15 protein-coding genes, 2 tRNA genes and 3 rRNA genes are annotated in these 25,691 nt (G+C 64.0%); 8 read left to right on the top strand and 12 right to left on the bottom strand.

All coding sequences use genetic code 11. From position 1 onward, the window contains the following. Positions 1 to 28: 28 nt before the first annotated feature. A complete protein-coding gene (locus ISN75_RS00100) occupies positions 29 to 307 on the bottom strand; it encodes a hypothetical protein (RefSeq protein WP_246866797.1) in 279 nt (92 codons plus the stop codon). Positions 308 to 810: 503 nt separating this feature from the next. Between ISN75_RS00100 and mnmG the strand changes: the two genes are divergently transcribed. The 4 genes from mnmG to ISN75_RS00080 all read left to right on the top strand — a co-directional run bounded on the left by mnmG (position 811) and on the right by ISN75_RS00080 (position 7,988). After that, positions 811 to 2,685: a tRNA uridine-5-carboxymethylaminomethyl(34) synthesis enzyme MnmG gene (gene mnmG / locus ISN75_RS00095; protein WP_167254796.1), complete on the top strand. Its 1,875-nt coding sequence runs from the start codon at positions 811 to 813 to the stop codon at positions 2,683 to 2,685. A gap of 85 nt (positions 2,686 to 2,770) precedes the next feature. Then, positions 2,771 to 3,544, top strand: coding sequence for an RDD family protein (locus ISN75_RS00090; protein ID WP_167254795.1), 774 nt, complete (start codon positions 2,771 to 2,773; stop codon positions 3,542 to 3,544). Positions 3,545 to 3,689: 145 nt separating this feature from the next. After that, a complete protein-coding gene (locus ISN75_RS00085) occupies positions 3,690 to 6,023 on the top strand; it encodes a Tex family protein (RefSeq protein WP_167254793.1) in 2,334 nt (777 codons plus the stop codon). Between the two features lie 120 nt (positions 6,024 to 6,143). Beyond that, positions 6,144 to 7,988, top strand: coding sequence for an autotransporter outer membrane beta-barrel domain-containing protein (locus ISN75_RS00080; RefSeq protein ID WP_168649001.1), 1,845 nt, complete (start codon positions 6,144 to 6,146; stop codon positions 7,986 to 7,988). Positions 7,989 to 8,071: 83 nt separating this feature from the next. Here the strand turns inward: ISN75_RS00080 and ISN75_RS00075 are convergent, their stop codons facing one another. Together ISN75_RS00075 and ISN75_RS00070 are read right to left on the bottom strand one after the other, a co-directional pair. Beyond that, on the bottom strand, positions 8,072 to 8,950 hold the full coding sequence (locus ISN75_RS00075) for a DUF1481 domain-containing protein (RefSeq protein WP_167254789.1): 879 nt from the start codon (positions 8,948 to 8,950) through the stop codon (positions 8,072 to 8,074). Between the two features lie 303 nt (positions 8,951 to 9,253). Beyond that, a complete protein-coding gene (locus ISN75_RS00070; protein ID WP_168649002.1) occupies positions 9,254 to 12,307 on the bottom strand; it encodes a TonB-dependent receptor in 3,054 nt (1,017 codons plus the stop codon). A gap of 340 nt (positions 12,308 to 12,647) precedes the next feature. Here ISN75_RS00070 and ISN75_RS00065 point away from each other — a divergent pair, with 340 nt between their 5' ends. Further along, on the top strand, positions 12,648 to 13,214 hold the full coding sequence (locus ISN75_RS00065) for a helix-turn-helix domain-containing protein (RefSeq protein ID WP_167254785.1): 567 nt from the start codon (positions 12,648 to 12,650) through the stop codon (positions 13,212 to 13,214). Positions 13,215 to 13,275: 61 nt separating this feature from the next. Here the strand turns inward: ISN75_RS00065 and glyS are convergent, their stop codons facing one another. Both glyS and glyQ read right to left on the bottom strand, forming a co-directional pair. Beyond that, the gene (glyS, locus tag ISN75_RS00060) at positions 13,276 to 15,423 is read right to left on the bottom strand and encodes a glycine--tRNA ligase subunit beta (protein ID WP_343819304.1); all 2,148 of its coding nucleotides are present in this window, start codon (positions 15,421 to 15,423) and stop codon (positions 13,276 to 13,278) included. Continuing rightward, positions 15,420 to 16,340 (bottom strand): glycine--tRNA ligase subunit alpha, encoded by a 921-nt coding sequence (glyQ, locus tag ISN75_RS00055; RefSeq protein WP_167254781.1) that lies wholly within the window; start codon positions 16,338 to 16,340, stop codon positions 15,420 to 15,422. Before glyQ ends, glyS begins: the two co-directional genes overlap by 4 nt. A 93-nt stretch (positions 16,341 to 16,433) precedes the next feature. Here glyQ and ISN75_RS00050 point away from each other — a divergent pair, with 93 nt between their 5' ends. Next, complete coding sequence (locus ISN75_RS00050) at positions 16,434 to 18,254, top strand: GspE/PulE family protein (protein WP_168649004.1); 1,821 nt, start codon at positions 16,434 to 16,436, stop codon at positions 18,252 to 18,254. A gap of 39 nt (positions 18,255 to 18,293) precedes the next feature. Continuing rightward, a complete protein-coding gene (locus tag ISN75_RS00045; protein WP_343819305.1) occupies positions 18,294 to 19,019 on the top strand; it encodes a glutamine amidotransferase in 726 nt (241 codons plus the stop codon). 3 nt (positions 19,020 to 19,022) lie between these two features. Here the strand turns inward: ISN75_RS00045 and ISN75_RS00040 are convergent, their stop codons facing one another. Together ISN75_RS00040 and ISN75_RS00035 are read right to left on the bottom strand one after the other, a co-directional pair. Beyond that, positions 19,023 to 19,349 (bottom strand): DUF1820 family protein, encoded by a 327-nt coding sequence (locus tag ISN75_RS00040; protein WP_167254775.1) that lies wholly within the window; start codon positions 19,347 to 19,349, stop codon positions 19,023 to 19,025. Between the two features lie 11 nt (positions 19,350 to 19,360). Then, the gene (locus ISN75_RS00035; protein WP_167254773.1) at positions 19,361 to 20,044 is read right to left on the bottom strand and encodes a rhomboid family intramembrane serine protease; all 684 of its coding nucleotides are present in this window, start codon (positions 20,042 to 20,044) and stop codon (positions 19,361 to 19,363) included. A gap of 109 nt (positions 20,045 to 20,153) precedes the next feature. Between ISN75_RS00035 and ISN75_RS00030 the strand changes: the two genes are divergently transcribed. Beyond that, entirely contained in the window at positions 20,154 to 20,291 is a 138-nt protein-coding gene (locus tag ISN75_RS00030; RefSeq protein WP_343819306.1) for a hypothetical protein, read from the top strand. Positions 20,292 to 20,349: 58 nt separating this feature from the next. Here ISN75_RS00030 and rrf read toward each other — a convergent pair. The 5 genes from rrf to ISN75_RS00005 form a co-directional block, all read right to left on the bottom strand. After that, positions 20,350 to 20,462 (bottom strand): 5S ribosomal RNA (gene rrf / locus ISN75_RS00025). Positions 20,463 to 20,579: 117 nt separating this feature from the next. Then, positions 20,580 to 23,461, bottom strand: a 23S ribosomal RNA gene (locus tag ISN75_RS00020). A gap of 191 nt (positions 23,462 to 23,652) precedes the next feature. Next, a tRNA-Ala gene (locus ISN75_RS00015) sits at positions 23,653 to 23,728 on the bottom strand. A gap of 4 nt (positions 23,729 to 23,732) precedes the next feature. Continuing rightward, positions 23,733 to 23,809, bottom strand: a tRNA-Ile gene (locus tag ISN75_RS00010). 110 nt (positions 23,810 to 23,919) lie between these two features. Next, positions 23,920 to 25,463: ribosomal RNA gene (locus ISN75_RS00005) — 16S ribosomal RNA — on the bottom strand. Together the 16S, 23S and 5S rRNA genes with 2 tRNA genes alongside form the textbook arrangement of a ribosomal RNA operon. Positions 25,464 to 25,691: the final 228 nt, after the last annotated feature.

Raw genomic sequence — 25,691 nt, 5'->3', positions numbered from 1 at the left:
AGCGGGTGGCCCGGCGCGCCGGGCCGCTTCAGACGACGAGGTGATCGAGCTCGCTGCGCAGGCGGTGCATGCGCGATTCCAGCCGGGGACGCAGCGAGCGGCGCTCGTCGTCGGCGCGCTGATCCAGATGCTCCATCGCCATTTCCACGCGACCCATTTCGATCAGCAGATCGTGGTGCGGAAAGAACGCCTTGAAGTCGATGCTCATGTCCATGGCCTTGCCCCCTTGAAACGCTACGGCGGGGAAGGCGAAGCAACCGGCGTGCCATTGTTTGTGATGTGCATCACGTGCCACCTGGATACTCATCACGGAATTCCCGGGCACGGATCACGAAATGACGCAGGACGTCAGCTGCTGCCGCGCTCCGGCACAAACCTCCGTTTTAGTCACCCCATGTTCACGCTGCAGGGGCAATTATCGCTTTCACGACGAGGCGGCAGCGCCGCCTGCGCCCACCGCATTCACGGTTTCTGGCGCCCGGCAACACGGTCATCCTGGATTCCCCCTGTTCCTGAGACCGCCGGGCGCCAGATCTTATTCTGGCCGGACCCAAGCTTCTCCCAGCCTCCGGCAAGCAGAAAAAACGACGGCGCCCAATGGGCGCCGTCTTGCTTCCTCTCCCCGGCACGCGACCGAACCCCTGTCCGTTCGGTCTCTGCGCGCGTCTCCGCGCAGCGTCTGCCCAGTGAAAGTGCACAGGGACAAAAGCAGGATCCGTGCCAGGAAAATGGCTCGACGTGCTAAGGCACTGATCGAGTTACCATATCGCTTTCTCCGCTCCACTCAGGCGCCCGCAGGCGGTCTTCACCATGCTTCACCCGATTCCCTACGACGTCATCGTGGTCGGCGGCGGCCACGCCGGCACCGAGGCCGCGCTCGCCGCGGCCCGCACCGGCGCGCGCACGCTGCTGCTCAGCCACAACATCGAGACCATCGGCCAGATGAGCTGCAACCCGGCCATCGGCGGCATCGGCAAGGGGCATCTGGTCAAGGAAATCGACGCCCTGGGCGGCGCCATGGCGCGCGCGGCCGACCGTGCCGGCATCCAGTGGCGCACGCTCAACGCCTCCAAGGGTCCGGCCGTGCGCGCCACGCGCTGCCAGGCGGACCGTGCGCTGTACAAGTCGGCGATCCGCCGCATCGTGGAAACCCAGCCCAACCTCGAACTGTTCCAGCAGGCCGTGGACGACCTGCTGCTGGAAGGCGGCCGCGTGGTCGGCGTGATGACCCAGATGGGCCTGAGCTTCCGCGCCCGGGCGGTGGTGCTCACCGCCGGCACCTTCCTGGCCGGCAAGATCCATATCGGCCAGGCGCAGTACGCCGGCGGCCGCGCCGGCGACCCGCCGGCCACCACCCTGGCGCAGCGCCTGCGCGAGCTGCCGGTGGCGGCCGACCGCCTGAAGACCGGCACACCGCCGCGCATCGACCTGCGCAGCATCGACTTCACCGGCCTGGAAGAGCAGCCCGGCGACGATCCCGCCCCGGTGTTCTCCTACCTCGGTTCGCGCGGCGAGCACCCGCGCCAGGTCAGCTGCTGGATCACCCACACCAGCGAGCGCACCCACGAAGTGATCCGCGGCGCGCTCGACCGCTCGCCGCTGTACACCGGCCAGATCGAAGGCGTGGGCCCGCGCTACTGCCCCTCGATCGAGGACAAGGTGGTGCGCTTCGCCGAGAAGTCCTCGCACCAGATCTTCATCGAGCCGGAAGGGCTGGATACCTTCGAGATCTACCCGAACGGCATTTCCACCTCCCTGCCCTACGACGTGCAGCTGGACCTGGTGCATTCGATTAAGGGTTTCGAGCGCGCGCACATCACGCGCCCCGGCTATGCCATCGAATACGACTACTTCGACCCGCGCGGCCTGCAGCCCTGGCTGGAAACCAAGGGCATTCCCGGGCTGTACTTCGCCGGGCAGATCAACGGCACCACCGGCTACGAGGAAGCCGGCGCGCAGGGCCTGATCGCCGGCCTCAACGCCGCGCTGGCCACGCAGGGCAAGGCGCCGTGGTATCCGCGCCGCGACGAGGCCTACATCGGCGTGCTGATCGACGACCTCACCAGCAACGGCACCATCGAGCCCTACCGCATGTTCACCTCGCGCGCCGAGTACCGGCTGCATCTGCGCGAGGACAACGCCGACCTGCGCCTCACCGAAACCGGCCATGCGCTGGGCGTGGTGCCGCAGCAGCGCTTCGATGCGCTGCGCGCCAAGCGCGAAGCGGTGGAACGGGAAACGCAGCGCCTGGGCACGCTGTGGGCGGCGCCGAACAACGCGCTGGGCGCGGCGATCGAGCGCCAGCTCGGCATCGCGGTCAGCCGCGAGAGCAACGCGCTGGACCTGCTGCGCCGCCCGGAACTGGACTACGCCCGCCTGGCCACCGTGCCGGAACTGGGCCCCGCCGTGAGCGACGCCGACGTCGCCGCCCAGGTGGAAGTGCAGGCCAAGTACGCCGGCTACCTGGAGCGCCAGCGCGAGGAAATCGAACGCCAGCGCCGCCACGAGCAGACGGCCATTCCCGACGGCTTCGACTACGACAAGGTGCGCGGCCTGTCCGCCGAGGTGCTGCTCAAGCTCAAGCGCGCGCTGCCGCAGACCATCGGCCAGGCCTCGCGCATCAGCGGCGTCACCCCCGCGGCGATCTCGCTGCTGCTGGTGCATCTGAAGCGCCGCGCGGCCTGAGAGGCCCGCGGCGCCGCCGCGCACGGACATGGAACCGCTGCGCGGGCGTGGCATGATGCGGCTTCCACCGATGGGAGCACGAACGATGGAAGTCTGGATCGGCCGGGATGGCGAGCGGCATGGCCCCTATAGCGAAAGCGACGTGCGCGAGTGGTTGCGCACCGGCAAAGTGAGCCCGGACGACCTGGGCTGGTACCAGGGCATGGCGGATTGGAAACCGCTGTCCGCGCTGTTTCCCGAAGAGCCGCCCGCGCTCGACCGCGTGTATTCCCCGCCCAAGGCCCCGCTGCAGACCGCACCCGGCGCCGAGCGCTCGCTGGAAGACCACGCCGGCTTCTGGAAGCGCGTGGTGGCCTACATCCTCGACTACATCGTGCTGGTCATCCCCAATCTGCTGATCAGCAAGATGCTCGGCGCCGATGCCGCGCAGAGCGCGCTGATGCAGAGCGCGCAGAGCGCCAGCGGCGATCCTTCCGCGCTGATGTCCGCCTACAGCGCGTTCTACGGCGCCATGCTGCCGGCGATGCTGGTGCAGATCGTGATCGCCTGGCTGTATTTCGCGCTGTGCGAGAGCTCGTCCTGGCAGGCCACGCTGGGCAAGCTGGCGATGGGCATCCGCGTGGTGGATCTCAAAGGCAACCGCATCAGCTTCCTGCGCGCCACCGGCCGCTATTTCGCCAAGATGCTCAGCGGCATGATCCTGTGCATCGGCTATCTGATGGTGGCCTTCACCGAGCGCAAGCAGGGCCTGCACGACATGATCGCCGGCACCCTGGTGCTGAACGGCCGCGCCAACGAACTGGCGAATGCCGCATCCGCGCCGCCGAACGAGACGAACAAGGGTTCGTTCAACGCCTGACCCCTGAGCTCGCGCACCGAGCCCGCGCAGGGAACCCTGGCGTTCCCTGCGTTTTTCGGCCTTTCCCACGCTTGTTATCATTCCACGCCCGACCGGCGCGGCATGCCGCGCCCCTTTGTGTCTTCCAAGGAATCGTCAGTACCCCATGCTCAGCATCGAACATCGCATTGCCCAGGACATCGCCGCCAAACCGGACCAGGTCATCGCGGCCGTCGACCTGCTGGACGGCGGCGCCACCGTGCCGTTCATCGCGCGCTACCGCAAGGAAGCCACCGGCGGCCTCGACGACACCCAGCTGCGCCTGCTCGAAGAACGCCTGCGCTACCTGCGCGAGCTGGAAGACCGCCGCGGCGCGATCCTGGCCAGCGTCGAGGAACAGGGCAAGCTCACCGATGCGCTCAAGCGCGACATCCTCGACGCCGACACCAAGGCGCGCCTGGAAGACCTCTACCTGCCGTACAAGCCCAAGCGCCGCACCAAGGCGCAGATCGCGCGCGAAGCCGGCCTGGAGCCGCTGGCGCTGGGCCTGCGCAACGATCCCACGCAGGCGCCCGAGGCCTTCGCCGCGCAGTTCGTCGACGCCGAGAAGGGCGTGGCCGACGTGCGCGCCGCGCTCGACGGCGCGCGCGCGATCCTGATGGAAAGCATCGCCGAAGACGCCCACCTGGTCGGCGAGCTGCGCGACTGGCTGTGGGACAAGGGCCAGATCCGCGCCAAGGTGGTGGAAGGCAAGGAGAACGAAGGCGCGAAGTTCCGCGACTACTTCGACCACATGGAAGCGATCGGCAAGATCCCCTCGCACCGCCTGCTGGCGCTGATGCGCGCGCGCAACGAGGGCGTGATCGAACTGGAACTGGCGCCCACCGCCGACGCCGAGCAGGGCCACCTGGAAGGCGAAGGCCGCGTGGCCGCGCATGCCGGCATTCATGACCGCGGCCGCCCCGCCGACGCCTGGCTGCGCGAAACCGTGCGCCTGACCTGGCGCGTGAAGCTGCACCTGCACCTCACGCTGGACCTGTTCGGCCGCGTGCGCGAAAGCGCCGAGGACGAAGCGATCCGCGTGTTCGGCGACAACCTCAAGGACCTGATGCTGGCCGCGCCGGCCGGCGCCAGGACGGTGATGGGCCTGGACCCGGGCATCCGCACCGGCGTGAAGGTCGCGGTGGTGGACGCCACCGGCAAGGTGCTGGCCACCGACACCGTGTATCCGCACGAGCCGCGCAACCAGTGGGACCAGTCCATCGCGCGCCTGGCCGTGCTGTGCAAGCAGCATGGCGTGAACCTGATCGCGATCGGCAACGGCACCGCCTCGCGCGAGACCGACAAGCTGGCCGGCGAGCTGATCAAGAAGCACGCGGACCTGAAGCTGTCGAAGATCGTGGTGAGCGAAGCCGGCGCCTCGGTGTATTCGGCCTCGGAAGTGGCGGCCAAGGAATTCCCCGACATGGACGTGAGCCTGCGCGGCGCCGTGTCCATCGCGCGCCGCCTGCAGGACCCGCTGGCCGAGCTGGTGAAGATCGAGCCCAAGGCCATCGGCGTGGGCCAGTACCAGCACGACGTGAACCAGGTGAAGCTGGCGCGCGCACTGGACGCCAGGGTCGAGGACTGCGTGAATGCGGTGGGCGTGGACGTGAATACCGCTTCGGCCGCGCTGCTCACCCGCGTGGCGGGCTTAAGCGCCAGCGTGGCCGAGAACGTGGTCAAGCACCGCGACGCCAACGGCCCGTTCCCCAACCGCATGGCCCTGCTGAAAGTGCCGCGCCTGGGCGAGAAGGCGTTCGAGCAGTGCGCGGGCTTCCTGCGCATTCCCAGCGGCGACAATCCGCTGGATGCGAGCTCGGTGCATCCGGAAGCTTATCCGGTGGTGGAGCGCATCATTGCCCAGTGCGGGCGCGAGGTGAAAAGCATCATCGGCGACAGCGGCTTCCTGCGCGGCCTCAAGCCCGAGCAATACACCGACGAGCGCTTCGGCGTGCCGACCGTGCGCGACATCCTGAAAGAACTGGAGAAGCCCGGCCGCGACCCGCGCCCGGAGTTCGTCGCGCCGAGCTTCGCCGAGGGCGTGGAAGACCTGAAGGACCTGCGCCCCGGCATGATCCTGGAAGGCCGCGTCACCAACGTGGCCGCGTTCGGCGCCTTCGTCGACATCGGCGTGCACCAGGACGGCCTTGTGCACGTGTCGGCGCTGTCGCACACCTTCGTCAAGGATCCGCGCGATGCGGTGAAGGCCGGCGACATCGTCAAGGTCAAGGTGATGGAAGTGGACCTGCCGCGCCAGCGCATCGGCCTGTCCATGCGCCTGGACGACGAGCCGGGCCAGGCCCGCGGCGGCCGCCCGGCCGGCGGCGGCAACAGCGACAACCGCGGCGGTCCGCGCGACGGCCGCGGACCGCGCCCGGGCGGCGGCGCGCCCAAGCCGGCGGCGGCGCCGGCCAACAGTGCGTTCGCGGATGCGCTGTCGCGCGCCATGAAGCGCTGAGCCCGGCCCTGTCCGACCATGCTGCGCTGCGATGCAGCGCAGCATGCGCTGACGTATGGGCATGCATTACCGTAACGCGCGAATAACAAAAGCCATCCCGGCTCAAGGAGCGTTACCGACATGCCCCGCATCCGCCATCTCGCCGGCGCCATCGCCGCCGGCCTGCTGTTCAGCACTGCCGCCGCCGCCACCGACTTCAGCAAGGTCGTGGTCATCGGCGACAGCCTCAGCGACGCCGGCAACATCGCCAAGCTGTCGGGTTCGCCGACCCCGCTGCGTTTCACCACCAACCCCGGCACCACCACGGCGGAGAACGTCGCCGCGGCACTGAGCCTGCCGGTGACGGCGTCCCTCTCCGGCGGCACCGACTACGCCTTCGGCGGCGCCGGCCTGCAGCACAACTCGCCGGGCACCCCGGCCGGCGTGCCGATGCTGCCGCAGCAGTTCCAGATGTACCTGGCGGCCAACGGCGGCCACGCCGACGGCAAGGCGCTGTACCAGGTCTGGGGCGGCGCCAACGACATCTTCTACCTGACCGCCAGCTCGACCAATCCGAACGTGCTGGCCGCGGGCGCCGTGTCCGCCGCGCAGACCGAAGTGGGCCTGATCGGCCAGATGCAGGCTGCCGGCGCCAAGTACGTGGTGGTCTACAACCTGCCCGACATCGGCAAGACCCCGTCCGGCCTCGCCGGCGGCGCGGCCGCCTCGGCCGGCGCCACCCAGCTGTCGCTCGCCTTCAACGGCGTGCTCAATGCGGGCATCACCCAGCTGAGCAACAACGGCCTGAACGTGATCCCGGTGAACACCTTCCAGCTGCTCAACGAGGTGATCGCCAACCCGTCGGCCTACGGCTTCACCAACGTCACCACGCCGGCCTGCAACGGCAGCTCGGTGCAGTGCGGCCCGGCCGGTTCCGGCCTGCCCTTCAGCTACGCCGCGGGCACCAACAACACCTATCTGTTCGCCGACGGCGTGCACCCGACCACCGCCGCCCACGCCATGCTGGGCCAGTACGTGGTGTCGCTGATCCAGGCGCCGGGCCAGATCTCCATGCTGGGCGAAGCCCCGCTGGCCGCTGCCGCCGCGCAGACCCGCGCCATCCGCAACGAGATGCTGGCCGACGCCGTGGGCAGCGACACGCGCTTCTTCGCCAACGTCGACTACGCCCACCAGCGCTTCGACGAGCAGAGCAGCTCGCCCAAGACCACCAGCAACAACGTCAACCTGACCGTCGGCGCCGACGTGCGCGCCAGCGAGCACATCTCGATGGGCGTGGCGCTGGGCATCGGCCAGCACAATGCCGATTTCGCCGGCGGCGGCGGCTACAAGCTGCAGGACATCAGCGGCCTGGGCTACCTCACGTACCACAACGGCGGCGGCTACATCGGCGGCTACCTGAACTACGCGCAGTCGAACTTCACCGACATCGAGCGCCGCATCCAGCTCGGCGCCATGTCGCGCAGCGAGAGCGGCAAGGCCGACGGCAATCGCCTCGGCGGCGGCGCCACCGGCGGCTGGTGGTTCAACTTCGACTCGATCCGCACCGGTCCGTTCGCCACGGTGGAATGGCAGACCGTGAAGGTCAACGGCTACACCGAAAGCGGCAACGACAGCACCACCATGTGGTTCGGCCGCCAGCAGCGCGACGCGCTGATCTCCACCCTGGGCTGGCGCCTGCAGGGCCATTGGCAGGCCGGCGGCATGATGCTGGCGCCGTACGCCGAGCTGGCCTGGAACCACGACAGCAAGGCCGACCCGCGCAGCGTCACCGCCGGCGTGGTCAGCATGCCCGGCCAGTTCGCCCTTACCGGCTTCCTGCCGGACAAGACCTGGGGCACCGCCGACGTGGGCGTGTCCGCCCAGTTCAGCGAGAACGTCACCGGCTGGGTGGGCTACAGCGGCCGCTTCGGCGACGACAGCCAGAAGTACAACAGCGTCAACCTGGGCGTGAAAGTCGGCTTCTGAGCCGGCTTTCCAGCCACGCCAAATAAAAAAGCCGTCCGCGCGAGCGGACGGCTTTTTTCATGCCCTGAAGGCGGCAGCGGCGCTTACTTGTTCTTGCCGTTGGTGGCCAGGCTCAGGATGCTGGTGGCCTGCTTCTGCAGGCTGGCGGCTTCATCGTCGGCCAGCGCGTCGGTCTTGCTGCCGGCCTGTTCCTGCTTCAGCACCAGGGCGCCGTCGGCATTCCAGCCGGCGCGCTCGGTGGAGCTGGGCTTGCCGTCCTTGCTCGGCTTCTTCTGCTGCACCACGACCCACGGCTTGCCGTCCTTGTAGGCGTAGTCGGTGGTGGTGAAGCCCTTGTCGCCGTAGTCCACCTGCTCGCGGATGAACTTCACTTCGCCGGCTTCGCGGAACACCTGCCAGCCGCGCGAGACCTTGTCTTCCAGCTTGGTGCCGCTGGTGATCTTCATGCCGCCGATCTGCTTCTGCACCGCATTGAACGCGGCCAGTTCCTTCTCGCCCGGGGTCTGCTCGCCCACCAGCTGGATCGACACCTGGTTGCCGGCGCCCTTGGTCAGTACCGGCGTCTGCAGCGGCGCGGTGTAGCGGCGGTCGCCGTCGGTCAGCACGGCCTGCACGATGTACATGCTGTTCGGGTTGACGTCGGCCGGATTGAATTCCAGCTCGAACGACTGCGGCAGGTTCGCCACCGGATCGATCGTCTTGCTGGCCAGCGGGGTGCCGTCCTGGGCCGGATCGAGCAGCTTGATCTCAAGCTTGGCCTGCGGGGACACCTGGCTGGCGGCATCGCGCAGCGCCACGGTGCCGCTGACCGCATTGGCCTTGGTCGGCTGCTGGCCGGGCGCCGAAGCCGCCGGCGCGGACTCGCCGCCAGCCGACGCCGCGGGCTGCGACGAATCAGAAGAATTGCAGCCGGCGAGAGCGAGCGCTGCTACCGACACCAGTGACCAGACGATCCTGCGCATTGGGGAACCTCAATCAATCGATACAAACACGGTCACGAAAGCTCTGGCGCTCAGGGGCGCGAGTCATTTTCGCGGGGGAAGTTCGGAGAATACCCCAAAATTTATGAATCGGACAAAGTCAAGATTACTTTATGCATTCCATACGTCATCGCATGGAAATAGTCGACTCGACAATGGTAATAGCCATCGAATCAGTCATTTAGATAAAAATCTTACAAAAAAGAGGCCGCATGTCGCGTGCGGCCCAGGGAGATCCCCGCCCGTGAGGGCGGGGCATTTATTGGAAGAATCCCTACGGCTAAGTCAGAGCGAGAAGTCGTACTGAGCTGCCACACGCACATAGCGCGGCGTCTGGTAGCTGGTCGGCGTCCCGAAGGTGCTCTGGTAGTAATCCGTCGCATTGGTCTCGCCCGCCTCGTCGATGGTCAGCGGGGTGTGGCGGTTGAACACGTTGGTGATGTCCATGCTCAGCTGCAGGCCCTTGGCCCATGCCGGCTTGTAGTTCACGCCCAGATCCAGGTTCCACAGGGTCTTGGTGCGACCCAGGCTGCCGCGCGCCACCGGCTGGCCCTGGCAATAGAAGTAGGAGGCGTTGCTGCCGTAGCCGGCATACGCATCCCAATCCTCATTCACGCCAAAGCAGTTCTTCGGACGTCCGGTCTGCACCAGCAGATTGGCGCCCACCATCCATTCCGGGGTGACCTGCCAGGAGCCGTACACCTTGATCGTGTGCTTGCGATCATTCGGCAGGTTGCCGTTGCTGTAGTACATCAGCTCGGGATAGTCGAAGTCCTGCGTGGTGCCCGTATCGGCCTGGCCGATGTCGGACTTCACCAGGCCTTCGGTGTTGCCGTAGCTCTTGGCCCACACGTACGAGGCCTTGACGTACCACTTGTCGTTCCAGCTCTTCTCGGCCGACAGCTCCACCGAGGAGAACGAACGCTTGGCCTTCGGCTGGCCCAGGTCATGCGAGGACAACTTTACGTGGCGCGAGATGCCGGCGTCGGCGTCGTCCTGGGTGAGCGGGATGTTGAGATCCACGCCGCGGCCCGGGTTGAAGATGTAGCAGCCCGGCACGCCGCTGGGCGTGCTTTCCGGTACGCCGCCCGGATTGGCGTCGCTCTGCGGCGGCAGGCCCAGCACGTTCACCGCGTAGTTGTAGAACGGGCGCCAGTCGCAGGCGTCGTCGATGGCGTTGCGCAGCTTGCGGTGCATCAGGCGGATGCCGACGGTCCAGTCGTTGTCCAGCTGCTTCTGCGCGCCGAGGATGAACTCGTCCTGCTTGTACGGCTTGAGATCCTTGTCGGCCACCCACGAAGCCTGCGGCGTCCTGCCGTTGGCGCCGTTGGCGTAATAGGTCTCCGCATAGGCGACGCGATCGTGGTTCGGATCGGCATCCGGAATGTTCTGCAGGCCGATCGGCGCGCCGGTGATCGGATTGACGCCGGTGTAGTACTGGTCGTGGATGCTGTAGATCGACGCGCTGGCCGCACGCAGCGCCACGTTCGCCGCGATCGGCAGCGAGTAGGTGCCGGCCGTGCCGTAGATCTTCAGCGACGAATCGCCCATCACGTCCCAGGAAAAGCCCAGGCGCGGCTGCCAGATATTGCTTTGCTTGACGTAGCTTTCGCCGGCGCCGTTCTTGTTGTTGAAGCCGTCGTTGCGCACGCCGACGTAAGCGAGGAAGCGGTCGGTGATCGCCCAGTTGTCTTCGATGTAGAAGGCCTTCTGCTCGATGTCGACCTTGCCGCCGGTCTGGAAGGCGATCGAGCGCACGTAGCTGGTTTCCGGCGAACCGGAGTTGTCCACGCCGCGCGCCGTCGGACGGGTGTAGTAATTGAAGTACACGCCGCCTTCGTACAGCGACTGGCCGGTGTCGGACGTCCACTTGTCCTTGGTGTAGCCGGCGTGCAGGTCGTGGCTGTCGAGCTTCCATTCCAGGTCGATGCGGCCGGACTTCTTGTCGTCCTTGCCGCCGACCTTGTCGAAGGTGCTGGCGAAGTTGCAGGACGCGTACGGGTTGAGCGTCTTCAGCGTCGCCACGGGATAGCGGCGGTCGGCCACGGTCACGCAGCCCGGCTGGTTGAAGTCGCCGACCACGCCGTTGTACGACTCGTACAGGCCGTCCTTGCTCACCGCATAGGTGGTGCGCGCCGAACGCAGCTGGCCGTACATCGCGGTCAAGGTCAGCGTGTCGGTCAGATAGCTGGTGTAGTTGAGGATGTCGGTGCGGCCGCCGGTCTTCCAGTACTGCGTGCCCTGGTAAGAGCCGCGCAGCGGACGCTTGCTGGCGTCCATGCCGCCCTTGTAGACGCGCTCGCTCTGGTGTTCGACGTCGCTGAAGCCGGTGTATTCCAGCACGTTGTTGTCGTTGATGTTCCAGTCGAGCTTGACCAGCCAGTACGGGTCTTTCCAGTGGTCGTCCAGCATGCCGCGCGAGCCGAGATCATTGCCGGGGCTGGAGTAGGTGCCGCCGTAGGTGGTGCGGTCGGTGTCGGTCTGGCTGTACAAGGCGTAGAAGAACAGCTTGTCCTTGATCAGCGGACCGCCCAGCCACACGCTCGCGATGCGCTCACTCTGCTCGTTCTTCTCGCGCACCGTCGCGAGGCGGCCGTTGTTGTAGTACAGGTTCGGATTGTTCGCGCGCAGGCTTTCCGGCGACCAGTCCACGCGTGCGCCGCCGGTCCACTCATTGCTGCCGCGCTTGGTGATCACGGACATCACGCCGCCGGTCGAATAGCCGTAGCGCGCGCCATAGCCGCCGCTCTTCACTTCCATCTGGCCGATGCCCTGGAACGGCACCTGCGAGTAGTTCAGGCCATTGAACTGGTTGGTGACGTTGAAGCCGTTGACGTAGTAGCTGTTCTCGGCCACCGACGAACCGTTGAAGCTGGCCAGGTTGCCGAACTGGGCATCGCCCTTGGTCACGCCGGGAGCCAGCAGGGCCACCGCGGTCTGGTTCTGCGCGATCGGCAGATTGCGCAGCTGCGCGGCGGTGAAGACGGTGGCGGTTTCCACCTGGGCCACGTCGATGGAAGGCATCGCGTTGGCCGACACCTGCACCACGCCCAGTTCCTTCGCGCTCTTGCTCGCGCCGGGGCTGAGGTTGAGGTTCTGGCCGGCCACGACGGTGACTTCATGCGTCGACGGCGTGCCGTTTTCGTTGACGGTCAGCCGGTAGGTGCCCGGCGGCAGCGAACCGATGTTGAAGCGGCCATCGGCGCCCACCGTGACCTGGCGGCTGAAACCGTTGCCGGTGTTCTCCGCCTGCACGGTCGTGCCGGCGGCAGCGTTTCCGTAGATCGAACCCACCGTGCTCTGGGCGAATGCGACGCCACCGGTGAGAGTCAGGCTCAAAGCGAGTGCCAAGCGGGCACGGCGCAATTGCCGTGCGGCAATGACGGTATGCGAAACCATTTCGTTGTTCTCCCCTTGAATCACCCGGGCAATATTCCCGGGAAAAGTGAATTGCGATTTCTTCGCTCGCGCGTATTCCCAAATGGGAGTTCGTGCGTTTCCCCGCTCAGAAATCGACTTTCTTACGACAGCTTCACGTAAGAAATATCGACGCTAGATGAAGATCAGATAAACGTCAACCCTTTCGTAACAACTTGCCGTGTTATAGCCCGGCTAATACGTAAGCGGCCCGAAAGGCTGGCTTGCAAAAGTCAACTGCCAGACTACCCAGGAGATCCCCATGGCTACGCAAATAACTACGACGCCGCCGATCGGGGGCACCTTCGCCGATCGAGTCAAAGTGCTGATCCAGCGGGTCGGCAGCGTGACCGAGATCGCGCGAATGTGCGGTTTCTCCGAGGGCGTCGTGCGCAGCTGGCGCGACGGCAATACCGATCCTTCCCGTGCTCGTTGCGTGACGCTGGCCAAGACCATGGGTATTTCCCTGGTGTGGCTGGTGGCCGGCGAAGGTTCGATGATCCAGTCCGAAGCGATCACCTCCGGCGAAGAACTGGGCACCGAGACTTCGCTCACCAACCGCCAGCGCACCAAGCTGCGCACGGCCGCCGATACGCTGCATGCGAGCGGCGTGGCGATGGATCCGCACCGCCTGAACACGGCGCTGCGCATCCTGCAGTCCGAACTGGATCTGGCTGAGAGCAACCTGTCGCTGGCGGACAATGCGGACCTGCTGGCCGACCTGTACGAGATTCTCGGCCCGGGCGGCAACGACGTGGATGCGGCGGCGATGGTGGCGTTCAATCATCGCCTGGGCGACCGCCTCAAGCGCGATCGCCACCTGGCCTGAGCCAGGCGAATAAAAAAACGGCAGCCGCATGGCTGCCGTTTTTCGTTGTGCCGGCGAAAGTTCAGAGCCGCGCGATATCCGCGATGGCCGTGAACTGCGCCTGCAGCTGGCCGAGCAAGGCCAGGCGGTTCGCGCGCACCGCGGGATTTTCCGCGTTCACCAGCACGCCGTCGAAGAACGCATCCACCGGCGCCTGCAGCTGCGCCAGGCGGGTGAGCACGGCGGTGTAGTCGCCCGCCTGCAGGGCACCGGCCGTTTCCGACCTCGCCGCTGCCAGCGCCGACGCCAGCGCGCGCTCCGCATCCGCTTCGAAATGCGCGGGGTCGACCGCGCCCTGCACCGCTGGCGCACCAGCTTCTTCGGCCTGCTTGCGCAGGATGTTCGCCACGCGCTTGTTGGCGGCGGCGAGGCTGAGCGCCTCCGGGCGGCGGCCGAATTCCGCCACCGCGCGCAGGCGGCGGTCGAAGTCGGCCAGCGAGGCCGGCGCCACCGCCAGCACGGCTTCGAACTGCTCGCCATTGAAACCTTGCTCGGCGTAGTAGCCGCGCAGGCGCTCGATGACGAAGTCGTACAGCTCGTCGACCAGCGCGGCGCGGCGCTTGCCGGCGTCCAGCGCCGGCACCTTGCCGTCCTTGCCGGGCTTCACGCCGGCGGCGAGCGCGGCTTCGGGGATCAGCTCCAGCGCCTCGGTGAAGCTGGCCTTGAGGTCCAGTTCCAGGCCGCCTTCCACCAGGGTGCGCGCCAGGCCGAGCGCGGCGCGGCGCAGGGCGAACGGGTCCTTGTTGCCGCTGGGCTTGAGGCCGACGGCGAAGATGCCGGCGAGGGTGTCCAGGCGCTCAGCCACGGCCAGCACCTGGCCGACCTTGCCCGCGGCGATGGCGTCGCCGGCGAAGCGCGGCTGGTAGTAGCTGTCCAGCGCGGCGGCCACTTCGGCGGTTTCGCCGTGATGACTGGCGTAGTAGCGGCCCATCACGCCCTGCAGCTCGGGGAATTCGCCGACCATGCGCGTGAGCAGATCGCACTTGCTGAGCGCGGCGGCGCGGGTGGCCTGGCCGGCGTCGACCTCGACGCGATTGGCCACGATGCGCGCCAGTTCCGCCACGCGCACGCTCTTGTCCCACAGGCTGCCCAGCGACTGCTGGTAGGTGACGTTCTTGAGCTCGTCCTGGTAGCCGGCCAGCGGCGTCTTCAGGTCCTCGTCCCAGAAGAACTTGGCGTCGGCGAAGCGCGGGCGGATCACGCGCTCGTAGCCTTTGCGGATCTCGGCCGGATCCTTGCTCTCGATATTGGCGATGCCGATGAAATGCTCGGTGAGCTTGCCGCCGGCGTCGAACACCGGCACGAACTTCTGGTTGGTCTCCATGGTGGTGACCAAGGCTTCCGGCGGCACGGCCAGGAACTCGCGCTCGAAGGTGCAGGCGATGGCGGACGGCCATTCGGTGAGGTTGGCGATCTCGTCGAGCAGGGCGTCGTCCAGGCGCGGCAGGCCGCCGGTCTGCGCGGCGGCCCTGGCCACCTCGGCGCGGATGCGCTGGCGGCGCTCGGCCGGGTCGGCCAGCACGTGGGAGGCGCGCATCGAATCCAGCCAGATGTCGGCGTCGGCCACGTGTACCGGATGCGGATGCAGGAAGCGATGGCCGCGCGACTTGCGGCCGCTCTTCAGGCCCAGCGCCTCGCCTTCGACGATGTCGGCGCCGTGCAGCATCACCAGCCAGTGGGCCGGGCGCACGAAGCTGTAGTCGTGATTGCCCCAGCGCATCGGCTTGGGGATGGGCAGGCTCTTGAGCGTTTCGTCGAGGATGTCCGGCAGCAGTGCGGCCAGCGGCTGGCCGGGCTTCACGGCGCGGAACACGAACCAGGCGCCCTTGTCGGTTTCGAGTTTTTCCAGCTGCTCGACGGTGACGCCGCAGGACTGCGCGAAACCTTGCAGCGCCTTGCTCGGGTTGCCTTCGGCATCGAGCGAGGCATTCACCGCTGGGCCGCGGCGCTCGATCGTCTGCTCCGGCTGCTGCGCGGCGACCTGCGGGATATGGACGGCCAAACGGCGCGGCGAAGCGAAGCCGCGCGCCAGATCCAGCGCGGCTTCGACGCCGCGCCTGGCCAGGCCGTCGCAGATGCCGCGCTGGAACGCGGCGGCGAGTTCGTCCAGCGCCTTGGGCGGCAGTTCTTCCGTGCCCAGTTCGATCAGCAGTGACTTGGCGGCGCTCATGCGGCCTGCTCCTTGGACGGCTTGGATTGCTTCTTCAGGCCCGGAAAACCGAGCTTTTCGCGCTGCGCGACGTAGGCCTCGGCCACCGCGCGGGCCAGCGTGCGCACGCGCAGGATGTAGCGCTGGCGCTCGGTGACGCTGATGGCGCGGCGCGCATCGAGCAGGTTGAAGGTGTGGCTGGCCTTCATCACCTGCTCGTAGGCCGGCAGCGGCAGGCCGGCGGCGATCAGCTTGTTGGCTTCGCCCTCGCATACGTCGAACCAGCGCAGCAGCTCCGGCACGTTGGCGTGCTCGAAGTTGTAGGTGCTCTGCTCGACTTCGTTCTGCAGGAACACGTCGCCGTAGGTGACGGTGCCGTGCGGGCTTTCCGTCCACACCAGGTCGTAGACGTTGTCCACGTTCTGCAGGTACATGGCCAGGCGCTCGAGGCCGTAGGTGATCTCGCCGGTGACCGGCTTGCACTCCAGGCCGCCGGCCTGCTGGAAGTAGGTGAACTGGGTGACTTCCATGCCGTTCAACCACACTTCCCAGCCCAGGCCCCAGGCGCCCAGGGTGGGCGATTCCCAGTTGTCCTCGACGAAGCGCAGGTCGTGCACCAGCGGGTCCAGGCCCAGCTCCTTGAGCGAGCCGATGTACAGCTCGAGGATATTGTCCGGATTGGGCTTCATCACCACCTGGTACTGGTAGTAATGCTGCAGGCGGTTGGGGTTCTGGCCGTAGCGGCCGTCGGTGGGACGGCGCGAGGGCTGCACGTAGGCCGCGGCCCAGGGCTCCGGACCCAGCGAGCGCAGGAAAGTGGCGGGATGGAAGGTGCCGGCGCCGACCTCGGTATCGAGCGGCTGCAGCAACACGCAACCCTGCGCCGCCCAGTAGCGGTTGAGGGTCTGAATCACATCCTGGAAGGTACGTGCGGACATGGCTTTCCGTGACCTGGAATAAAGCGGGTTAGTATAGCCGCGCGCTATGCTCATGGCCTGATCGCGCGCAGAAAACCGAGGGGAATCCGACGCATGGCCGCCTCACCGCAAATCGCTTCGCTGCTGGGTCGACGCGGCAAGCTCACGCTCGACGACGTGCTGGCCGCCCTGGTGGTGGACGGTTTCGTCCAGGCCGAGGACGCCAAGAACGTCCGCATGGGCAACCGCAGCGGCCGCTCCTCGGTGGAGCTGCACCCGCTGGTGCTGATCGCCAACGCCAAGCTGCCGAACCTGCGCGACCCCGGCCGCCCGCTGAGCCTGGAGGCGCTGACCGAATGGCTGGCGAACCATGCGGGCCTGCCGTATCTGAAGATCGACCCGATGAAGATCAACGTGGCGGCGGTGACCCAGGTGGTCAGCAACGCCTACGCCACGCGCCACCGCATCCTGCCGGTGGCGGCCTCACCCGGCGAGGTGACGTTCGCCACCTGCGAACCGTTCGATGCCGGCTGGGCGACCGATCTTTCCCACATGATCCGCCGCGACGTGAAGCGGGTGGTGTCCAATCCGCTGGACATCAATCGCTACCTGCTCGAGTTCTACGGCGTACAGCGCTCGATCCAGCTGGCCCAGGACGCCAAGGCCAGCGGCTACGACTCCTCCGCCATCCTCAACTTCGAGCAGCTGGTGGAGCTGGGCAAGAGCGGCGAGGTCGGCGCGGACGACCGCCACGTCGTGCATATCGTGGACTGGCTGCTGCAGTACGCGTTCGAGCAGCGCGCCTCGGACATCCACCTGGAACCGCGCCGGGAAGCCGGGCTGATGCGTTTCCGCATCGACGGCGTGATGCACAAGGTGTTCGAGCTGCCGCCGCCGGTGATGACCGCGGTGACCGCGCGCATCAAGATCCTGTCGCGCATGGACGTGGCCGAGAAGCGCCGCCCGCAGGACGGCCGCATCAAGACGCGTTCGGCCGGCGGCCGCGAAGTGGAGCTGCGTATTTCCACCATGCCGACGGCGTTCGGCGAGAAGGTGGTGATGCGTATCTTCGATCCGGATATCGTCGCGAAGGATTTCTCGCAGATCGGCTTTTCGCCGGAAGAAGGCGCGCTCTGGCGCAGCATGGTGGAGCGCCCGCACGGCATCGTGCTGGTCACAGGCCCTACCGGCTCGGGCAAGACCACCACGCTGTACTCCACGCTCAAGTACCTGGCCACGCCGGAACTCAATGTCTGCACGGTGGAAGACCCGATCGAAATGGTCTCGCCGGAACTCAACCAGATGCAGGTGCAGACCTCGATCGACCTGGATTTCGCCGCCGGCGTGCGCACCCTGCTGCGCCAGGATCCGGACATCATCATGGTGGGCGAGATCCGCGACCTGGAAACGGCGCAGATGGCGGTGCAGGCTTCGCTGACCGGCCACCTGGTGCTGTCGACGCTGCATACCAACGATGCGCCGAGCGCGGTGACGCGCCTGCTCGATCTGGGCGTGCCGCATTACCTGATCCAGTCGACGCTCACCGGCGTGGTGGCGCAGCGCCTGGTGCGTACGCTATGCCCGCATTGCAAGCAGGCGGCCGCGCAGGATCCGCACGAATGGACGGCGCTGACCCATGGCTGGTCGGTGCCGCTGCCGACTACGGTATTCAAGCCGGTGGGCTGCCTGGAATGCCGCAATACCGGCTTCATGGGGCGCACGGGCATCTATGAGATGATGATTCTGTCGGCGCGCCTGCGCAGCTTGCTGTCCTCGCAGCTGGATCTGGGCCGCTTCGGCACCGCCGCACTGGCCGAGGGCATGCAGCCGCTGCGTATCTCGGCGGCGGCGCAGGTGGCGCGAGGACTCACCACGGTGCAGGAAGTGCTTACGGTGCTGCCGCCGATCGAGTTGCCGGAAGGCCATTCCCACTGACTGCGTTGAAGCTCGCCTGTTGATGAAACCTGCCTCTCGATGAAACCCGTTCTGATCATTCGTACCGGTCGTGCACCCGACCCGATCCGCGCCCGTCATGGCGATTTTCCGCACTGGTTCCGGCTCGGCGCGCAGCTTGCGCCGGAGCGGGTGCGTGTTGTCGATGTAGCCGCGGGCGAGACTTTGCCGCCTCCTGGCGAAGTGGCCGGTGCGTTGATTACCGGCTCCGCGGCGATGGTGACGGAGCGCGCGGCATGGAGCGAGCGCACGGCGGGGTGGATCCGCGATGCGATGGATCTGGAGTTGCCGCTGTTCGGCGTCTGCTACGGCCATCAGCTGATGGCGCATGCGCTGGGTGGGCGGGTGGATTATCTGCCCGGCGGGCGCGAGATCGGCACGATGCTGATCCGAGTGGCGGAGCACGCCAAGAACGATGCGGTGGCCTCGACCTTGCCGGCTTCGTTCCGAGCGCACACCACGCATGAGCAGAGTGTGCTGGAGCTGCCGAAAGAGGCGACGGTGCTCGCGGGTTCGGAACGCGATCCCCATCATCTGCTGCGCTATGGCAAGAATGCGGTGAGCGTGCAGTTCCATCCGGAGTTCAACGCGGACGTGATGCGTGCGTACATCCATCGCAAGCGTGCCGACATGCATCGGGAAGGTTTCGATCCGCACCATACTTTCCGCCAGGTGGCGCCGACGCCGATCGCGCGGCGGCTGATGCGGTACTTCTCGCGCCATCACGGGATGGCGGCGCTGCGCTGACGATCAACGGTTGCCGCGTGGCGGCATCGGGAACGGCGTGACCTTCTGCCCGTCGCTGGCGTCGCGGATGGCCAGCGAGCCTTTGCGCTCGACTTCTTCGATGCGGATAACCGACTGCATGGGCAGATGCAGGACGCGGGTGTCCTTGAATTCCTCGCGCAGTTTTTCTTCGGTCGGGTCGACCAGAATGCCTTCGCCGGCGGGTTCGAACACGAGTTCGCCGACTTCGGTGAAGCCCCATAGCGCGCTGGAAGCCACGTGCCGGGCGTAGAGCTCGTAGCTCTTGCCCAGATGCAGGAAAGTGACTTTGTAGAGTTTCTTGCTGCGCATGGATGCAAGTTTTATCCGCGCATGCGCCGGACGACGGCATTGCGCGACAGCAGCGCATAGATCACGCCGAACAGGAAACCCGCGATGTGAGTCCACCACACGACGGCGCCGTAGCTGGGGCCGGCGTAGCTGAAAAGCAGCTGCAGCAATACCCAGATGCCAATAAGCAGGAAAGCGGGTACGCGAACGAATTCCAGGTAGAGACCCAGTGGCAGCACCAGGCCCAGGCGCTCGCGCGGAAACAGCGCGATGTAGGTGCCGAGCACGGCGGAAACCGCGCCGCTGCAGCCGATGATGGGGGAGTGCACACCGGCGAGCGAAAGTGCGCCGACCAGATTGGCGACGATGCCGCCGAACAGGAACAACAGAAAAAAGCGTGCCGATCCGAGCGTGCGTTCGGATGGCAGTCCGAAGATCACCAGGAACAGCATATTGCCGAGCACATGCAGCCACGCGACGTGGATGAAGAGCGCGGTGACCAGGCGCAGCAGCGATGGATCGTGCAGCTGCGCAAGGATCGGTTCCTTGGCGTCGAAAATATTCGCCGGCACCGTGCCCCATTCGAGCAGCAATGACAGGCGCTGGCGCGGCGGCAGCACGGCGAGTCCGATAAAGCTCAGCACGCAGGCCAGCACGAGCAGCATGGTCACCCACGGCGTACGTTGCCGGCGGCGGGTTTCGACTTGGACAAACACGCGGTGATCCCCCGATTGGCGCATGGGTCCCTGAAGAGTCGAATCATAGGCCAAGCGGGTGTGGCGTATGGGCGTTCTTTGCTTGCTGTTTGGCGTTGTGGACGGTCGGATGGCCAAGCAGGTGGCGGTAGTGCGCTATTTACGCGACTGGAACGCTGCCACGGATTATGTGTACGGATTAACTCGTGCCGCATCGAGTGCTAATGACGGCGTGGATATCGAGCACATGGCGGAGCTAATGCAGTGATTATGTTTGGTGCAAGAAAAAACCCTCACCGAGACGGTGAGGGTTTTTAGGATAAAGCCCCTGGCGATGACCTACTCTTGCATAGCAAGCTACACTACCATCGGCGCAGCTGCGTTTCACTTCCGAGTTCGGGATGGGATCGGGTGGGGCCACAGCGCTATCGTCGCCAGGGAAGGGGTGGGGGCAGCGCATTGAGGTGCGCCAAGCCCCGCAAAGGGGTAAACGAGTGACAAGCGTCTGGTGAATCGGGATGTTCGCTAAGGATTATGCGAAGCGTCTTGGGGTTATATGGTCAAGCCGCACGGCTCATTAGTACGCGTAAGCTCAATGCATTGCTGCACTTCCACACCGCGCCTATCAACCACCTAGTCTAGATGGGGCCTTAAGGAGTCTCTGGGACTCGGGAGATCTCATCTTGGGGCGTGCTTCCCGCTTAGATGCTTTCAGCGGTTATCACTTCCGTTCGTAGCTACCGGGCAATGCCATGGGCATGACAACCCGAACACCAGCGGAACGTCCACTCCGGTCCTCTCGTACTAGGAGCAGCCCCCCTCAAATCTCCAACGCCCACGACAGATAGGGACCGAACTGTCTCACGACGTTCTGAACCCAGCTCGCGTACCACTTTAAATGGCGAACAGCCATACCCTTGGGACCGACTACAGCCCCAGGATGTGATGAGCCGACATCGAGGTGCCAAACACCGCCGTCGATATGAACTCTTGGGCGGTATCAGCCTGTTATCCCCGGAGTACCTTTTTATCCGTTGAGCGATGGCCCTTCCATACAGAACCACCGGATCACTAAGACCTACTTTCGTACCTGCTTGATCCGTCGATCTCGCAGTCAAGCACGCTTATGCCTTTGCACACAGTGCGCGATGTCCGACCGCGCTGAGCGTACCTTCGTGCTCCTCCGTTACTCTTTGGGAGGAGACCGCCCCAGTCAAACTACCCACCACACACGGTCCCCGATCCGGATTACGGACCTAGGTTAGAACGTCAAGCACTTCAGGGTGGTATTTCAAGGATGGCTCCACCGAAACTAGCGTCTCGGTTTCATAGCCTCCCACCTATCCTACACAGAAGAACTCAACGTTCAGTGTGAAGCTGTAGTAAAGGTTCACGGGGTCTTTCCGTCTTGCCGCGGGAACGCTGCATCTTCACAGCGATTTCAATTTCACTGAGTCTCGGGTGGAGACAGCGCCGCTGTCGTTACGCCATTCGTGCAGGTCGGAACTTACCCGACAAGGAATTTCGCTACCTTAGGACCGTTATAGTTACGGCCGCCGTTTACTGGGGCTTCGATCAAGAGCTTCGCCTTGCGGCTGACCCCATCAATTAACCTTCCAGCACCGGGCAGGCGTCACACCCTATACGTCCACTTTCGTGTTTGCAGAGTGCTGTGTTTTTGATAAACAGTCGCAGCGGCCAGGTTACTGCGACCCTTCTCAGCTCAGCTACGCACGTAGCCACCAAAAAGGGCGCACCTTCTCCCGAAGTTACGGTGCCATTTTGCCTAGTTCCTTCACCCGAGTTCTCTCAAGCGCCTTGGGATTCTCACCCTGCCTACCAGTGTCGGTTTACGGTACGGTTTCTCTGCAGCTGAAGCTTAGTGGCTTTTCCTGGAAGCGTAGTATCAGTCACTTCGCCCTAAAGGGCTCGTCTCGGTGCTCGGTGTATGTGATCCCGGATTTGCCAAAGATCACCACCTACCGCCTTTCCCCGGGACAACCAACGCCCGGTAGACCTAACTTTCTCCGTCCCCACATCGCACTGCAGACAAGTGCCGGAATATTAACCGGCTTCCCATCGACTACGCATTTCTGCCTCGCCTTAGGGGCCGACTCACCCTGCGCCGATGAACGTTGCGCGAGGAAACCTTGGGCTTTCGGCGTGCGGGCTTTTCACCCGCATTATCGTTACTCATGTCAGCATTCGCACTTCCGATACCTCCAGCAGGCTTCTCAACCCACCTTCACAGGCTTACGGAACGCTCCTCTACCGCGCACACAAAGTGTGCACCCCGAGCTTCGGTGTAGTGCTTAGCCCCGTTAAATCTTCCGCGCAGGCCGACTCGACCAGTGAGCTATTACGCTTTCTTTAAAGGGTGGCTGCTTCTAAGCCAACCTCCTGGCTGTCTGTGCCTTCCCACATCGTTTTCCACTTAGCACTAACTTTGGGACCTTAGCTGCGGGTCTGGGTTGTTTCCCTTTTCACGACGGACGTTAGCACCCGCCGTGTGTCTCCCGTACAGTCTGTCCTGGTATTCGGAGTTTGCCATGGTTTGCTAAGTCGCGATGACCCGCTAGCCATAACAGTGCTCTACCCCCAGGAAGATACATACGAGGCGCTACCTAAATAGCTTTCGAGGAGAACCAGCTATCTCCGAGTTTGTTTAGCCTTTCACTCCTATCCTCAGCTCATCCCCATCTATTGCAACAGATGTGGGTTCGGTCCTCCAGTGCGTGTTACCGCACCTTCAACCTGGCCAAGGATAGATCACTCGGTTTCGGGTCTACTGCCAGAGACTATGCGCCCTATTCAGACTCGGTTTCCCTTCGCCTCCCCTAGACGGTTAAGCTCGCCACTGACAGTAAGTCGCTGACCCATTATACAAAAGGTACGCAGTCACCCTTGCGGGCTTCCACTGCTTGTACGTATACGGTTTCAGGGTCTATTTCACTCCCCTCTCCGGGGTTCTTTTCGCCTTTCCCTCACGGTACTTGTTCGCTATCGGTCGGTCAGGAGTATTTAGCCTTGGAGGATGGTCCCCCCCATGTTCAGACAGGGTTTCACGTGCCCCGCCTTACTCAATTTCACACAACGTGCCTTTTTCGCCTACAGGGCTATCACCTGCTATGGCCGGCTTTTCCAAACCGTTCGGCTAAAACATGCTGTGCTTTTGGGCTAGTCCGCGTTCGCTCGTCGCTACTGACGGAATCTCGGTTGATTTCTTTTCCTTCGGGTACTTAGATATTTCAGTTCCCCGAGTTCGCTTCACAGAGCTATGTATTCACTCAGTGATACTGCTTACGCAGTGGGTTTCCCCATTCGGACATTGCCGGATCAAAGCTTGTTGCCAGCTCCCCGACACTTTTCGCAGGCTGCCACGTCCTTCATCGCCTCTGACCGCCAAGGCATCCACCGTATACGCTTGGTCGCTTGACCATATAACCCCAAGTCGCCTCGGGATCACACGTCCAAACAACGCGTTCGCTTAATTGCCTCAACGACACATCTCGATTCGGTTTCGAACCAAGACGCTTGTCACTCGTTTACATTTTCAAAGAACACGAAATCGGCCACAGTGCCGTCTCGCTTCAAAATCTTTTTGTGTGCGCTACATATCCGCGTGGAACTGGTGGAGCCAGTCGGGATCGAACCGACGACCCCCTGCTTGCAAAGCAGGTGCTCTCCCAGCTGAGCTATGGCCCCTTAGTGGTGGGTCTGGGAGGACTCGAACCACCGGCCTCACCCTTATCAGGGGTGCGCTCTAACCACCTGAGCTACAGACCCATAAAGCTTTCGAGGCCGCCCCCTTGCGGAGCGCGCCTTTCACGCCATTGGCGTGCGGATATGCAGGTGTCTTGTGTGGACGTCTTACGTCAGCGGTTCTGTCGTTCTCGAAAGGAGGTGATCCAGCCGCACCTTCCGATACGGCTACCTTGTTACGACTTCACCCCAGTCATGAACCACTCCGTGGTCGTCGCCCTCCTTGCGGTTAGGCTAACGGCTTCTGGAGCAACTCACTCCCATGGTGTGACGGGCGGTGTGTACAAGGCCCGGGAACGTATTCACCGCAGCATAGCTGATCTGCGATTACTAGCGATTCCGACTTCACGAAGTCGAGTTGCAGACTTCGATCCGGACTGGGATCGGCTTTCTGGGATTGGCTCCACCTCGCGGTATTGCAACCCTCTGTACCGACCATTGTAGTACGTGTGTAGCCCTGGCCGTAAGGGCCATGATGACTTGACGTCATCCCCACCTTCCTCCGGTTTGTCACCGGCAGTCTCCTTAGAGTTCCCACCATTACGTGCTGGCAACTAAGGACAAGGGTTGCGCTCGTTGCGGGACTTAACCCAACATCTCACGACACGAGCTGACGACAGCCATGCAGCACCTGTGTTCTGATTCCCGAAGGCACTCCCGCATCTCTGCAGGATTCCAGACATGTCAAGGCCAGGTAAGGTTCTTCGCGTTGCATCGAATTAAACCACATACTCCACCGCTTGTGCGGGCCCCCGTCAATTCCTTTGAGTTTCAGTCTTGCGACCGTACTCCCCAGGCGGCGAACTTAACGCGTTAGCTTCGACACTGATCTCCGAGTTGAGACCAACATCCAGTTCGCATCGTTTAGGGCGTGGACTACCAGGGTATCTAATCCTGTTTGCTCCCCACGCTTTCGTGCCTCAGCGTCAGTGTTGATCCAGATGGCCGCCTTCGCCACTGATGTTCCTCCCGATCTCTACGCATTTCACCGCTACACCGGGAATTCCACCATCCTCTATCACACTCTAGCTCTCCAGTATCCACTGCCATTCCCAGGTTGAGCCCGGGGATTTCACAGCAGACTTAAAGAACCGCCTACGCACGCTTTACGCCCAGTAATTCCGATTAACGCTTGCACCCTTCGTATTACCGCGGCTGCTGGCACGAAGTTAGCCGGTGCTTATTCCTCAGGTACCGTCAGCCCCGCCGGGTATTAGCCGGCAGTATTTCGCTCCTGATAAAAGTGCTTTACAACCCGAAGGCCTTCTTCACACACGCGGCATTGCTGGATCAGGCTTTCGCCCATTGTCCAATATTCCCCACTGCTGCCTCCCGTAGGAGTCTGGGCCGTGTCTCAGTCCCAGTGTGGCTGATCATCCTCTCAGACCAGCTATCGATCGTCGCCTTGGTGAGCCATTACCTCACCAACTAGCTAATCGAACATCGGTCCATCCAACCGCGCGAGGTCTTTCGATCCCCCGCTTTCTCCCGTAGGACGTATGCGGTATTAGCGTAAGTTTCCCTACGTTATCCCCACGTCTGGGCAGGTCCCGATGCATTACTCACCCGTCCGCCACTCGCCACCCACAGTATTGCTACTGCTGTGCTGCCGTTCGACTTGCATGTGTTAGGCATGCCGCCAGCGTTCAATCTGAGCCAGGATCAAACTCTTCACTTAAGTTTTCGAACATCCGAAGATGCTCTATCTTTCTGAAGCGTTGTCCTAACCATAAAACGTCAAGCTTTTTGAATTGACTCTTAGGTTAGACGCTTGCATTTGTTGGACATGAATCCATCCAACGCAAGACGCCCACACAAGTCACCTGCGCACACTGTCAAAGATCAATCACTTGCGATCCGTTCTTCGAATCGCCCCGAGACGTTTCGTCCCGGGTGAGCCGCCCAT

Source organism: Dyella marensis (genome assembly GCF_049532885.1).
In the GTDB taxonomy this organism is placed as follows: Bacteria; Pseudomonadota; Gammaproteobacteria; order Xanthomonadales; family Rhodanobacteraceae; genus Dyella_D; species Dyella_D marensis.
This window is presented reverse-complemented; position numbering and strand designations above follow the sequence as displayed.

Excerpts from the sequence above, each read along its gene's own strand:
- ISN75_RS00100 (WP_246866797.1), bottom strand. The coding sequence starts at position 307 with ATGAGTATCCAGGTGGCACGTGATGCACATCACAAACAATGGCACGCC.
- mnmG (WP_167254796.1), top strand. The coding sequence starts at position 811 with ATGCTTCACCCGATTCCCTACGACGTCATCGTGGTCGGCGGCGGCCAC.
- ISN75_RS00090 (WP_167254795.1), top strand. The coding sequence starts at position 2,771 with ATGGAAGTCTGGATCGGCCGGGATGGCGAGCGGCATGGCCCCTATAGC.
- ISN75_RS00085 (WP_167254793.1), top strand. The coding sequence starts at position 3,690 with ATGCTCAGCATCGAACATCGCATTGCCCAGGACATCGCCGCCAAACCG.
- ISN75_RS00080 (WP_168649001.1), top strand. The coding sequence starts at position 6,144 with ATGCCCCGCATCCGCCATCTCGCCGGCGCCATCGCCGCCGGCCTGCTG.
- ISN75_RS00075 (WP_167254789.1), bottom strand. The coding sequence starts at position 8,950 with ATGCGCAGGATCGTCTGGTCACTGGTGTCGGTAGCAGCGCTCGCTCTC.
- ISN75_RS00065 (WP_167254785.1), top strand. The coding sequence starts at position 12,648 with ATGGCTACGCAAATAACTACGACGCCGCCGATCGGGGGCACCTTCGCC.
- glyS (WP_343819304.1), bottom strand. The coding sequence starts at position 15,423 with ATGAGCGCCGCCAAGTCACTGCTGATCGAACTGGGCACGGAAGAACTG.
- glyQ (WP_167254781.1), bottom strand. The coding sequence starts at position 16,340 with ATGTCCGCACGTACCTTCCAGGATGTGATTCAGACCCTCAACCGCTAC.
- ISN75_RS00050 (WP_168649004.1), top strand. The coding sequence starts at position 16,434 with ATGGCCGCCTCACCGCAAATCGCTTCGCTGCTGGGTCGACGCGGCAAG.
- ISN75_RS00045 (WP_343819305.1), top strand. The coding sequence starts at position 18,294 with ATGAAACCCGTTCTGATCATTCGTACCGGTCGTGCACCCGACCCGATC.
- ISN75_RS00040 (WP_167254775.1), bottom strand. The coding sequence starts at position 19,349 with ATGCGCAGCAAGAAACTCTACAAAGTCACTTTCCTGCATCTGGGCAAG.
- ISN75_RS00030 (WP_343819306.1), top strand. The coding sequence starts at position 20,154 with ATGGCCAAGCAGGTGGCGGTAGTGCGCTATTTACGCGACTGGAACGCT.